Origin of the sequence: Phenylobacterium sp., assembly GCF_030646615.1 — a bacterium.
Classification (GTDB): domain Bacteria; phylum Pseudomonadota; class Alphaproteobacteria; order Caulobacterales; family Caulobacteraceae; genus Phenylobacterium.
In genome coordinates, this window is the sequence record NZ_JAUSLG010000047.1 from 94935 (window position 1) to 107345 (window position 12411).

The following is a 12411-nucleotide window of genomic DNA, read 5'->3' on the forward strand; positions in this document are numbered from 1 at the left end:
GGTCCGATGAGTCTTGTCGCGGCCTATGTCTACGAGGACGGCGCCCGCGTCCGCGCCGCCTCGCTGAGCGCCGATGGCCTGGCGCTCGGGCCAGGCGAGTTCGTCTGGATCGGTCTCTTGGAGCCCGACGAGGCCGAGCTGCGCACCCTGCAGAGCCGCTTCCACCTGCACCCGCTGGCGGTGGAGGATGCGCTCTCGGCCCACCAGCTGCCCAAGGTCGAGACCTATGGGGACGAGCTGTTCGTCGTGGCCCGCACCGCCCAGATCGATGCGGACGAGGTGATCGCGTACGGCGAGACCCACATCTTCCTGGGCGCCGGCCACATCATCACCGTCCGGCACGGCTCGGCCCGGGGGCATGTGGATCTGCGCGCCCACCTGGAGGCCTCGCCCGCCCTGCTGAAGCACGGGCCCGACTATGTGCTGCACGCCATCCTCGACTTCGTGGTCGATGGCTACACCCCCATCGTCGACGAGGCGGAGGAGGCGGTGCTGGCCATGGAGCAGCAGGCGCTGGAGACCTTCCTCAGCCGGGCGGAGATCGGCGCCCTCTTCCACCTGCGCCGCGAGCTGTTGCGCTTCGAGCGTATCCTGGGGCCGATGGAGGAGGCGGCCAGCCGGCTGGAGCGGCTGGAATTTCCCTGTATCGACCCGGAGGTTCGACCCTATTTCCGCGACATCCGCGACCATGTGCGGCGGGTGAGCTCCCGGGTCGGCGCCCTGCGCGAGACCCTGACCTCGGTGTTCGAAGTCTCCAACCTGCTGGAGCAGCAGCGCCAGGGGGTGATCACCCGCAGGCTGGCCGCCTGGGCCGCCATCCTGGCCGTGCCCACGGCCATCGCCGGCATCTATGGGATGAACTTCGACTATCTGCCCGAGCTGCACTGGCGCTACGGCTATCCCGCTGTCCTCGCAGTGATCGCCGCCGCGTGCACGGGCCTCTATGTGGGCTTCAAGCGCTCGAACTGGCTCTAGACTTGGAGTCTAGCGTCCGCTGCGGCGGGGGAAGGTGAAGCTCGCCTCTTCCACCGGGCGGCCGCTCATGTCGGCCGGCGTGGTGAACAGCCGGGCGGTCATGGCGTCCCCGTCCAGCTTCACATGCGCAAAGCCCCAGACGCTTCCGGCGGAGAACAGGTTGGTCAGGCCGGGATTGGCCGCCTGCTGCTGGGCCATGAAGCCCGGGTGCAGGGGGCGGTACTTGGAGCCGGCGCCGGAGACGATCAGCGGCAGGGGCTGGGCGGGCGCGCCGGCCACCCCACGGCAGTCGTCGGTATAGGCCTCCATCATGTGGTCGTCGCCGGAGATATAGGCGTCGGCGTAACGGCACACCGCTGCCCCGAACAGGGCGCGCAGGGCGTGGGCCTTTTCGTACTTGCTGCCGCCGCCCGACCACAGGGCGTGGTGGCCCATGACGATCTTCCAGCGGGCGGTGGAGCTGGCCAGCGCCTCCTCCAGCCAGGCGACCATGGCCTTCTCGCCCGGGGTGGCCGGCTTGACGAAGTCGGGCCAGGTCTCCAGCTCGCCGGTGCGCACCTCGCGGCCCTCGGCGTCCAGAGTGTCCTTATGCACCGTCGTGCTGGCCAGCAGCATCTCGGTGTCGATGACGAACAGCTCCACCTCGCCCTCGAAGCCCTTGGGCACGGCGCGGTAATAGAGGTCGGGCATGGTGAAGTTGGGATGGGCCTGCAGATAGGCCATCTGGGCCATCGTCGCCTCGCGCGAGATGTGCCAGTCGTGGTTGCCCATCAGGGCGTAGATGGTGAAGTCCTCGACGCCTTCGCCCAGCTTGCCATAGGGGCTGTCGAGCATGTCCTGGAACCGGCGGGCGTCGGATATGCCGTCGGCGCCCAGGGTCGCCCCGTCGGGATAGATGTTGTCGCCCACCATGGCGGCGAAGTCGCAGCCGTCCCGGCGGCAGACCTCGTCGGCGGCCCGGGCCACCGGATACATGCCGCTGGCCGGCATATAGCCGCCGAGCGCGGATTCGAAGACCCAGGGGGTGGGGGTGAAGCCGTCCAGATTGGGATGGTGCTCCAGCCAGTCGGCGGCCTCTACGGCCAGATAGTCCCCCAGCGTCCGCAGCGGCGCCTCATCGGCGTCATAACGCTCGTAGGACGGCACATAGCCCGTATCGCCCACCACCGCGAAGGAGACCGGCTCGGCCAGCGCGCCGGCGGGCAGGGCGGCGAGGCCAAGGCTCAGGCCGGTGGCGAGGGCGGCGAGGGTGAGGCGCGGCATGGGATCTCCATCGAAGGGCCGGCCCTGGATGCCCGACGCCGATGAAGCTTTGACGACAGGGCGATGTGTCGGACCTAGCCGCCGACCCGACCAGCATCTGGCGAGGCCTGCGCGGGCGGTGCTAAAGCCTGTCGCCCATAAGAACACCACCCCAGGAGCGCGCCATGGAAGGCCCTACGTCCCACTTCTACTTCTCCCAGCGCCTGCGCCTGCACTATGTGGACTGGGGCAATGAGGGCGCCGAGCCCCTGCTGCTGATCCATGGGGGCCGCGACCATTGCCGCAACTGGGACTGGGTGGCCCAGCGTCTGCGCGACCGCTACCACATCATCGCGCCAGACCTGCGCGGCCATGGGGATAGCGCCTGGTCCATCGGCGGCGGCTATGACATGGCCTCCTACATCTACGACATCGCCCAGATCGTGCACCAGAAGGCCATGGCCCCGGTGACCATCATCGCCCACTCCATGGGGGCGGGGATCGCGCTGAACTATTGCGGCGCCTATCCGGACCAGGTGAAGAAGATCGTCGCCATCGAGGGCCTGGGTCCGTCGCCCGCGGTGATGGAGGAACAGGCCAAGCGCACGGTGGACCAGCGCCTGCGCGACTGGATCGAGGACCGCCGCAAGAATTCCGGCCGCAGCCCCCGCCGCTACGCCACCCTGGACGACGCCGTGACCCGCATGGCCGAGGAAAACCCCCACCTGTCGGCCGAACAGGCCCGCCACCTGACCATCTATGGCGCCCTGCAGAACGAGGACGGGACCTATAGCTGGAAGTTCGACAACCATTCCCGCTGGGGCCTGGGCGGCCTGTCCCACGCCGACCAGCACCACCTCTGGAGCCAGATCACCTGCCCGGTCCTGCTGATGCGCGGCGAAGAATCCTGGGCCTCAGACCCGCAGGCCGACGGCCGCATCCAGCACTTCCAGAACGCCCACCTGGTGAACTTCGAAGGCGCCGGCCACTGGGTGCACCACGACCAGCTGGAGGCGTTCATGGCCGAGGTGGAGGGGTTCTTGGCGGAGTAGGGCTATTCGCCGGGGCGTGCCTAGACTTGGGTCGTTATCCGGACCTTCGTGAGGGAGAGCATGGTCGGTAGAAGGGTAGTCGGATCTGATGGGGCGCCTTGGCTCGGTTCTGCTCGCCTGTGCCCGAGCTTCATGGTCCGGATCCTGGAAGTTCATTGGAAGAACGACCCGGCTGTTTCGACGCGTGTGCGAGACACCTGATTGACGCCGCCGCCTTTCCCTGTCGGCTGCGCGCCGATCTTACGCAACGTCTTCCTGCTCCACCGCCGACCCAAGCGCAGCTTCCATAGCGGCGTATAACGCCCTCGCATCGACCGGCTTGGCCACATGCCCGTCCATTCCGGCGTCGGTGTAGGTCTCCAGCTGATGGGTCATGACGTTGGCAGTGAGCGCCAGGATCGGCGTGCGCGCGAGCCCATGTTCCCGCTCGATAGCTCGAATGGCCTTGGCGGCCTCGAGGCCGTTCATCTCCGGCATCTGAATGTCCATCAGCACGAGATCGACGGCCCCGCCGGCGAAGGCGTCGACAGCCTCGCGTCCGTCAGCGACGATAGCCAGCTCGGCGCCAAGCGGGGAAATGAGAGCGCGGAGGACGACCTGGTTGGTCGGATTGTCCTCCGCCGCGAGGATGCGTAAGGGTTTGTCTGGGTCAGTCGCCGCCACCGGCCGCGCCTCCGCGCCCGGCCCAGGCGTTGATTCTGCGGGCTTCAGCGGCAGGTTGACGATGAAGATCGAGCCTTCGCCCAGACGGCTTTCTACGATGATCGTCCCTCCCATCAGCGCCACAAGGTCGCGGCAGATGGAAAGACCCAGGCCGGTGCCGCCATAGCGGCGCGTGGTCGATGCGTCGCCTTGTGAGAACTTGTCGAACAGGGCCGGGAGCTGGGATTCGCCGAGCCCGATCCCGCTGTCTGTGACAAGGAAGGACAGGCCTCCCAGATGAGCCCTGACGCGCAATGTCACCGCCCCCTTGTCGGTGAACTTGATGGCGTTGGAGATGAGATTGCCCAAAATCTGGCGAATGCGGAGCGGATCGCCCGTCCAAGCCGGCGCGACGCCGGGTTCGACAACCAGGGATAGCTCCAAGTCCTTAGATGCTGCGAGCTCAGCGAAGGTGTCGCAGACCCGCCGCCCAAGGTCCTCCACAACGAATGCCGTCTCCTCAAGCTGCAGCTTGCCGGCCTCGATCTTGGCAAGGTCAAGGACGTCATTGAGCACCCCTAGCAGGGTGGCTCCGGAATCGCGGACCACCTTCAGGCGCCTGCGCTGTTCATCGCACAGGTCACCGGCCTCCATCACCTGGGCCATCCCCAGGATCCCGTTCAAAGGGGTCCGGATTTCGTGGCTCATATTGGCGATGAATTCGGCCTTGACCCTTTCGCCGGCCTCCGCGCGCTCGCGAGCCCGCACAAGTTGCCGCGCCAGACGCTGAAGGCGCCAGATGACAAGGCCGACGATGACCAGGACGACTAGCCCGACCCCCAGGATTGGCCACTTGGCCCTGCTCAGAACCTTGATGCCGGGTCTCTCCGGCTTCCAGTTCAACACTGCCAAAGGCGCCTTGTCGGCGCCCAGCAAGGCCACCGCCGGATTAGCCCGCCCATCGGCAGCCAGGATCCGCGCGCCCCGCAGGCCATAGTCGACGCCCAGGGCCTTCATTAAGGCCCCGTCTAGCTCGACTGCGGACACCACAACCGGCTCGTTGCCGCCGATCAGGGGCCGCTCGTAGTCTGGGTCGGGCACGACGGTAGAGGCGCCCGCAAGATAGAAGCGGTTTCCCACTCTCACGGCGGCTTCAGCTGCGCCTACGCGATGGAAGGCCACAGCGTTGGGACTGGCGGCGATCTTCTGCTCGGCCTGGGCCCGCGCCTCACGGACCAGAGGCCTGACAGCATCGGCGAAAGCCGTCATTTTGCTCAGCTGCTCCACCTCACCGGCCTGAGATGCATAGATCAGGCGGTCCTGAGCATCGAATACGATCGTCGCGTCATGTTGCAGATAGTCGCTATAGTAGGCTCCGTAGTTAATGTGCGCCCATTCAGGATCATAGGTCTTGGCGGTCTTGTCATATGCTTCTGACCAGACGGTGACCGAGGACACCTCGTGGTGAAGGCGGGCCAGGCGCCGCCCTATGACGCGCTCCATAAGGCGCGTCTCCCGCGCCTCGGTGATCCTGTCCACGGTGACGCTGGCGTAGTACAAAAGACCCCCGCAGGCGACGAACACCAGAACGGCCGCAATGACCGCCAGCGCCATTGCTTGGTTCTGTGAGGTTAGTAACCGCCGCGCCTGGGCCATCTAAAACCTGGTCGGGCGGCTGGCGACAGCGCCGCCGTGGGGATCGGCGGCATCCGTTGTCAGGGGCCCGGATGTCTGCGCGGCGCGGGGGGCCTGAGCCAGCGCGCGTGCGGCGTGGACAGGAACGAACATCGCGAGATCAGAGGACATTCGGAGCATGGCGTTAACTTGCCACGATGATGGCTGCTAGAATGTTGATCTTTCTGGTCTTGCGGCATCAGGCCGCAGACTTGGGAAGTCGGTCCGCCTGCCGTGTGTGAAGGGCAGGCTAGGCTTGCGGATCCTTGTGAACGCCCACTCCCCCTCCACCCTTCGTTAACCACGTTCGGCCATCTTCCCGTGCAGTTCCCCACGCTTGTCGAAAGGGCGCGCGATGAATGGCGCCGAGGTTTTGGATGTTGGCCGTGACGCCATCTGGCTGACCATCCAGCTGTCGGCGCCGGTGCTGATCGTCGGCCTGGTGGTGGGCGTGGCCATCGGCCTGATGCAGGCGCTCACCCAGATCCAGGAGGCGACCCTGGTCTATGCGCCCAAGATCGTGGCCATCTTCATCTCGCTGCTGCTGTTCCTGCCGCTGATGGGAGCGCTGATGTCCAACTTCATGAACCAGATCGCCGCCCGCATCGCGGCCATGTAGGCGGCATGGAAGCCTATGCGTCGGCCCCTCAGATCTATGCCGCCGGCCTGATCTTCGCACGCCTGGGCGCCATGCTGATGCTGATGCCCGGCGTCGGCGACGGGTCGGTGCCGGCCCGCATCCGGCTGGCCTTCGCCTTCCTGTTCGCCTTGATGCTGTTTCCGGTGCTGGGCGGGGAGGTGGGGGCCGTGCCCGCCACCAACGGCGCCATGTTCGGCCAGATCTTCCGCGAGATCCTGATCGGCCTGATGATCGGCACGGTGCTGAAGATGATGCTGGCGGCGCTGGGCATCGCCGGCGAGATCGTGTCCATCCAGTCGACCCTGGCCTTCTCCCAGACGGCCAATCCGGGCCAGGCCCAGCCGTCCACCTCGCTGTCCACCTTCCTGACGGTGATGGGGGTGACGCTGATCATGGCCACCGACCTGCACCACATGTTCCTGGCGGCCATCGTCTCGTCCTATCGGGTGTTTCCGTTCGGGGGCGGGGTTCCGGTGGGGGATGCGGCCCAGCTGGCGGTGCAGACGGTGGCGCAGTCGTTTGCGCTCGGGCTGCAGCTGGCCGCGCCGGTGGTGGTGTTTTCGCTGATCTTCAATGTGGCCGCGGGCCTGGTGGGCCGCGTGATGCCAGCCTTCCAGATCTTCTTCGTGGCCACGCCGCTGCTGGTGCTGAGCTCGCTGTCGATCTTTGCGCTGAGCCTCGGCGTGCTGGGCATGGTCTGGGTGGAGCGCTATCGCGAGCTCCTGGCGCTGTTCCTGTGAGCGGGGCTGGCCTGACCCATGGCTGAGAACAACGACGCCGCCTCGAAGACAGAAGAGGCGACCCCGCGAAAACTCGAACAGTCCCGCGAAAAGGGGGACGTGGCCAAGACCCAGGACCTGGCCCCCCTGGCCGCGCTGGCCTTCTCGGCCGGGGCCCTGGCCATACTGGGCGGCTGGCTAGCCAAGACCATGACCTTCGCCCTGCTGCCCTTCATCGCCCACCCCGAACAGATCCCCCTGGAGGGGGCGGGCGGGGTGAATGTGGCGCGCATGGCGATCATGGCCGCCGCCCCTGTGCTGGCGGCTGTGCTGCTGACCGCGGCTCTGGGCGGCATGGCGGGCAATCTGGCGCAGCACGGCCTGCTGTTCACCCCCGACAAGCTGAAGCCCGACTTCAAGAAGGTCTCGCCCCTGTCGGGCTTCCAGCGGATCTTCGGCCCCGACGGCCTGGCCCAGTTCGTCAAGTCGATCTCCAAGATCCTGGCGGTGGCCGGCGTCGCCTATCTGGTGCTCAAGCCCCACCTGCACGAGTTCCGCACCCTCTCGGCGCTCGATCCGGCCGCCATGCTGCCGTTCAGCGCCGAGATTCTGCGCAAGCTGATCTTCGCGGTGATCGCCCTGATGCTGGTCATCACCGGCGCCGACTGGCTCTGGCAGAAACAGCGCTTCATGAAGAAGATGCGCATGAGCCGCGAGGAGGTGAAGGAGGAGTACAAGCAGACCGACGGCGACCCTCTGATCAAGGCCAAGCTTCGCCAGATGCGGCACGAGAAGGCCCGGCGGCGGATGATGGCGGCGGTCCCCACCGCCACCGTGGTGGTCATGAACCCGACCCACTATGCGGTGGCCCTGAAGTACGAGGCCGGAACCGCCGGCGCCCCCGAATGCGTGGCCAAGGGCCTGGATGCGGTGGCCCTGCGCATCCGCGCCGCCGCCGAAGAGGCCGGCGTACCGGTGATCGAGGACCCGCCCCTGGCCCGGGCCCTCTATGCCGCGGTCGAGATCGACGAGGCCATTCCGCCGGCCCACTTCGAGGCCGTGGCCAAGATCATCGGCTTCATCCTGGGGGCCAAGGCGCCGTCCACCGCCCGCGCCCGGCCGATGCGCTAGGCGTCGAGGTGATCTTTCCAGGCCGCGCCGGCTGAACCGCCAGCCCGCCCAGCCGTTCGGCTCCCTGAACACCACAGGGAGATGACGCCGTGATCCGATCCATCCTCATAGGCCTGGTGGCCGGCATGCGCTCCATGGCGCCCTTGGCCGTGGCCAGCGCGGCCGTCGCCCGCGGCGAGCTGGAGGAAAGCGGCCCCATGGCCCTGCTGGGCCATCCCGCCGTCTCCACCGGGCTGTCGGCCCTGGCCGTAGCCGAGGCCATGGGGGACAAGCTGCCCTTCGCCCCGGACCGGATCGTCATTCCCGGCATCGCCGCGCGCATCGTCACCGGCGCCCTGGCCGGCGCGGCGCTGGCGCCGCAGGAGCAGCGCAAGCTCGCCGCCGTGCTGGCGGCCGGGGCGGCGGTGGCCGCGTCCTACTGGACCTTCAAGCTGCGGGTCCGGGCCATGCGCCGCTATGGCCAGGGCCGCACCGGCGTCGTCGAGGACGCCCTGGTGCTGGCCGCCTCCCAGTATCTGGTCAGCGGCGCCAAGGGCGGCCGCTGAGCCTTCGCCGGGTCCTCACTCCTTGGGCGCGATCTTGTCCTGGGTCTGGGTGTCGAAGTCGCTGGCCTCGTGCCGCTCGCGCAGCTGGGTGGCCGGGTCGCCCGACGCCTTGTTGACCATGCGGCCGCGCTTGACGGCCGGCCGCTCGCCCAGCTGGTCGGCCCAGCGGATGACGTTCTTGTACTCCTGCACCTGCAGGAACTCGCCGGCCTCATAGAGCAGGCCCTTGGCCATGCCGCCGTACCAGGGCCAGACGGCCATGTCGGCGATGGTGTAGTCGGCGCCGCCCAGATATTCGCTCTCGCCCAGGCGGCGGTCCAGCACGTCCATCTGGCGCTTCACCTCCATGGCGAACCGGTCGATGGCGTATTCGATCTTGATCGGCGCATAGGCGTAGAAGTGACCAAGGCCGCCGCCCAGATAGGGCGCGCTGCCCACCTGCCAGAACAGCCACGACAGGCATTCGGCGCGGGCGGCCGGATCGGTGGGCAGGAAGGCTGAGAACTTCTCGGCCAGATGGATCAGGATGGCGCCGGATTCGAACACCCGGATCGGCTCGGGTCCGCTGTGGTCCACCAGGGCCGGGATCTTGGAGTTGGGATTGGCCGAGACGAAGCCCGAGCTGAACTGGTCGCCCTGGCCGATATTGATCAGCCAGGCGTCGTACTCCGCGCCCGCATGCCCCAGGGCCAGCAGCTCTTCCAGCATGATGGTCACCTTGACCCCGTTGGGCGTGCCCAGGGAGTAGAGCTGCATCGGATGGCGGCCGACGGGCAGGTCCTTGTCGTGGGTCGGGCCGGCGATGGGCCGGTTGATGTTGGCGAAGCGGCCGCCGCTGCCCTTCTGCCAGGTCCAGACCCGGGGCGGGACGTAGTCGGTGGTGTCGCTCATGCTCATCTCCCGGAGTGTTCGTCTCTTGCGCCTTGGGCGGCGCCTGGCTGCAATGTGGTGGCGGAGGCGGGCTTTGGCGAGCCCCGGATCGGGACGATCGCGCCTCAAGCGCCAGAACCCTCGCAGAAACCTTCCTGCCACAGAAAGGTCTCGTAAGGGTCTCAGGTGACCTTGTGGAGTATGATGCTCGATGATTCGGTGGGACGCCTGGTCCCACGCCCCAAGGCAAGCCGCAGGTCCGCCATGGCCGAGACCCCGCAGAGCCCCGCGCCGGCCCGCCGGTTTGACCCGCTCACCGCGGTGGCGGTGGTGTTTTTTCTGATGGCCGTGGCCTTCGCCGCCGCGCCAGCGATCAATGCCGGCCCTGCCACCCTGGCTGGGCTGATGCTGCTGGTTGGCCTGGCCGGCGTGGCGTGCCTGGGCCTGTTCGTCCTGCGCTCGACCCTGGAGCCCGCCGCCGAGGTCGAGCCCGGCGCCGAGCGCCTGGTGGAGGCCCTGGCCGAGCCCGCGGCCCTGGCCGGCGCCGATGGCCGCATCCACGCCTGCAACGGCGCCTGGCGCGGCGTGCTGGGGGACGGGCCGCGCCTGCCCAAGGGCGGCGCTTCGGCCTCCAGCCTGTTTTCGGCGCTTGGCGCCGCCCGCCGGGGCGAGAGCGCCCATGCCACCCTGCGGGCCGCCGGCGCCGATCATGCCGCCGACATCTCGCCGGTCGGAAGCCGCCGCTTCCTGGTCCGCCTTCGCCCGGCCGCGCCCGAGCCCCTGGCCCTGCCGGCCGGCGCCCTTGAGGTCCTTACCGCCGCCGTCAGCGCCAAGGCCCCGCCGCCCAAGGTTCTGGACGCCTTCGCCGCCGCCTCGCCCTTCGGCGCGGCCCTGCTGGAGGGGGAGGACCCCTTCAACGCCGTCATTGTCGAAGCCAATCCGGCGCTCGCCGGCATGGCCGGTCCCTATTCCCGGGGCCAGGCCTTCGGCGACCTGATCGAGACCGCTTCGCGCCAGGAGGCCGCCCAACGTCTGGCCCAGGGGATGGAAGGCGCGCTCGAGGTCCGCCTGTCCCGGGATCCGAGCAAGATCGCCCACCTCTATCTGTCGCGCACCGGCGGCCGCTGGGTGGCCTATCTGGTGGACGTGTCGGATCAGAAGCAGATGGAGCTGCAGCTGGCCCAGAGCCAGAAGATGCAGGCCATCGGCCAGCTGGCCGGCGGCGTGGCCCACGACTTCAACAACCTGCTCACCGCCATCCTGATGCAGCTCGACAGCCTGGCGGCCCGTCACCCGGTGGGCGACCCCTCCTATGAGGGACTGAATGAGATCCGCCAGACCTCCAACCGCGCCGCCGACCTGGTGCGCAAACTGCTGGCCTTCTCCCGCAAGCAGACCGTCCAGCGGGAGATCCTGGAGCTCGGTGAACTGATCAGCGAGTTCGAGGTCCTGCTGCGCCGGGTGCTGAGCGAGGACGTCACCGTCGACACCGAATATGGCCGCGACCTGCCGCACGTCCGGGTCGACCGCGGGCAGCTCGAGACCGCCGTCATGAACCTGGCGGTCAACGCCCGGGACGCCGTGCGCGTCCATGGCGGCTCCACCGTGCGCATCCGCACCGCCCGGGTCACCGAGGCCGAGGCCGCGGCGCTCGGCTATGCCGGCGCCCAGGGCGATCAGGCGATGATCGAGGTGTCCGACGACGGCCCCGGCATCGCGCCCGAGGTGCTGGACAAGATCTTCGATCCCTTCTTCACCACCAAGCCGGTGGGCGAGGGCACGGGCCTGGGGCTGGCCACCGTCTATGGCATCGTCAAGCAGTCCGACGGCTGGATTTCGGTGGCCTCCAAGCAAGGCGAGGGCTCAGCCTTCCGCATCTTCCTGCCGGTCTATGCGCCGCCGGTGGGCGTGGCGGCGCCGACGCCCCTGGTCAAGGCCAAGACCGTCGCCCGCGACCTGTCGGGCGCCGGCCGCATCCTGTTCGTCGAGGACGAGGACGCCGTGCGCGGGGTGGCCGCCCGGCTGCTGCGCGCCCGCGGCTATGAGGTGATCGAGGCCGCCTCCGGCGAAGAGGCCCTGGAACTGGCTGAACTGCACGCTGGCGAGATCGACTTGATGATCTCCGACGTGGTCATGCCCGGGATGCAGGGACCAGACCTGCTGAAGCAGGCCCGCCAGTACCTGGCCGGGGCGCCGGTGATGTTCATCTCCGGCTATGCCGAGGCGGAGTTCTCGAACCTGCTGGAAGGGGAGGACAACATCTCCTTCCTGCCCAAGCCAATCGACATCAAGACCCTGGCCGAACGGGTGAAGCAGGAGCTGCAAAAGGCCGCCTAGGGCGCCCCGGCTCGCCTGTGCGCCGCGGAACCGTCGCCGTCGCCCGCGGTTCCAACCTCTACGATGGCTTGGCCGGAGGGGCTGATGGAAACCCTGCACGCGTTTGTCGGAACTCAGGGGGAAGACATCACCTGGTGGCAGATGTCGCTGCGGGCGGCCCTGATCTTTGTGCTGGGCCTGCTCATGGTCCGCTTCGCCTCAACCCGGGCCTTCGGCAAGTGGAGCGCCCTGGACATCATCCTGGCCGTGGTCGTCGGCTCGAACCTCAGCCGGGCCATGACCGGCAGCGCGCCCTTTCTGCCGACGATCATCGCCACGACCGCCCTGCTCGGCCTTCATGGGGCGCTGGCCAGCGCCTCGGCGCGGTGGTCATGGCTCAGCACCCTGACCAAGGGAAGCTCGGTGGCCCTCGTGAAGCACGGCGTTCCGGACGAAGAGGCCATGCGGCGCGCCGGCATCGGCCAGGGTGACCTGCGGATGGCGATCCGGGCCGCCGGCCTGGAGGCTCTCGAGGACGTCGAGTCCGCCGCGCTGGAGCGCAATGGCGACATCAATATCGTTGGACGTTGAGGCCTCGCAGGCGT

11 protein-coding genes are annotated in these 12411 nt (G+C 68.0%); 8 read left to right on the forward strand and 3 right to left on the reverse strand.

The genetic code is table 11. The annotated features are described in order from the left end of the window. Positions 1-6: 6 nt before the first annotated feature. The gene (corA, locus tag Q7S93_RS08130; RefSeq protein WP_304713382.1) at positions 7-975 is read left to right on the forward strand and encodes a magnesium/cobalt transporter CorA; all 969 of its coding nucleotides are present in this window, start codon (positions 7-9) and stop codon (positions 973-975) included. Positions 976-984: 9 nt separating this feature from the next. Here corA and Q7S93_RS08135 read toward each other — a convergent pair whose 3' ends face one another. Next, on the reverse strand, positions 985-2238 hold the full coding sequence (locus Q7S93_RS08135; protein WP_304713383.1) for a metallophosphoesterase: 1254 nt from the start codon (positions 2236-2238) through the stop codon (positions 985-987). Between the two features lie 164 nt (positions 2239-2402). Between Q7S93_RS08135 and Q7S93_RS08140 the strand changes: the two genes are divergently transcribed. Further along, the gene (locus tag Q7S93_RS08140) at positions 2403-3269 is read left to right on the forward strand and encodes an alpha/beta fold hydrolase (RefSeq protein WP_304713384.1); all 867 of its coding nucleotides are present in this window, start codon (positions 2403-2405) and stop codon (positions 3267-3269) included. Positions 3270-3509: 240 nt separating this feature from the next. On the opposite strand, the gene Q7S93_RS08145 is transcribed toward Q7S93_RS08140, so the two are convergent. Next, positions 3510-5525, reverse strand: a complete 2016-nt coding sequence (locus Q7S93_RS08145) for a hybrid sensor histidine kinase/response regulator (protein ID WP_304713385.1) — start codon at positions 5523-5525, stop codon at positions 3510-3512. A 415-nt stretch (positions 5526-5940) separates the two neighbouring features. Between Q7S93_RS08145 and fliQ the strand changes: the two genes are divergently transcribed. The 4 genes from fliQ to Q7S93_RS08165 all read left to right on the forward strand — a co-directional run bounded on the left by fliQ (position 5941) and on the right by Q7S93_RS08165 (position 8620). Then, complete coding sequence (fliQ, locus tag Q7S93_RS08150) at positions 5941-6204, forward strand: flagellar biosynthesis protein FliQ (protein WP_304713386.1); 264 nt, start codon at positions 5941-5943, stop codon at positions 6202-6204. A gap of 5 nt (positions 6205-6209) precedes the next feature. Beyond that, positions 6210-6965, forward strand: a complete 756-nt coding sequence (fliR, locus tag Q7S93_RS08155) for a flagellar biosynthetic protein FliR (protein WP_304713387.1) — start codon at positions 6210-6212, stop codon at positions 6963-6965. Between the two features lie 18 nt (positions 6966-6983). Beyond that, the gene (gene flhB, locus Q7S93_RS08160; RefSeq protein WP_304713388.1) at positions 6984-8075 is read left to right on the forward strand and encodes a flagellar biosynthesis protein FlhB; all 1092 of its coding nucleotides are present in this window, start codon (positions 6984-6986) and stop codon (positions 8073-8075) included. 89 nt (positions 8076-8164) lie between these two features. Continuing rightward, positions 8165-8620, forward strand: coding sequence for a DUF4126 family protein (locus Q7S93_RS08165; RefSeq protein ID WP_304713389.1), 456 nt, complete (start codon positions 8165-8167; stop codon positions 8618-8620). Positions 8621-8635: 15 nt separating this feature from the next. Here the strand turns inward: Q7S93_RS08165 and yghU are convergent, their stop codons facing one another. Beyond that, on the reverse strand, positions 8636-9511 hold the full coding sequence (gene yghU, locus Q7S93_RS08170) for a glutathione-dependent disulfide-bond oxidoreductase (protein WP_304713390.1): 876 nt from the start codon (positions 9509-9511) through the stop codon (positions 8636-8638). 243 nt (positions 9512-9754) lie between these two features. On the opposite strand from yghU, the gene cckA reads away from it, so the two are divergent. Together cckA and Q7S93_RS08180 are read left to right on the forward strand one after the other, a co-directional pair. Next, complete coding sequence (gene cckA / locus Q7S93_RS08175; protein WP_304713456.1) at positions 9755-11827, forward strand: cell cycle histidine kinase CckA; 2073 nt, start codon at positions 9755-9757, stop codon at positions 11825-11827. An 84-nt stretch (positions 11828-11911) separates the two neighbouring features. Then, a complete protein-coding gene (locus Q7S93_RS08180; RefSeq protein WP_304713391.1) occupies positions 11912-12397 on the forward strand; it encodes a DUF421 domain-containing protein in 486 nt (161 codons plus the stop codon). Positions 12398-12411 lie beyond the last annotated feature (14 nt).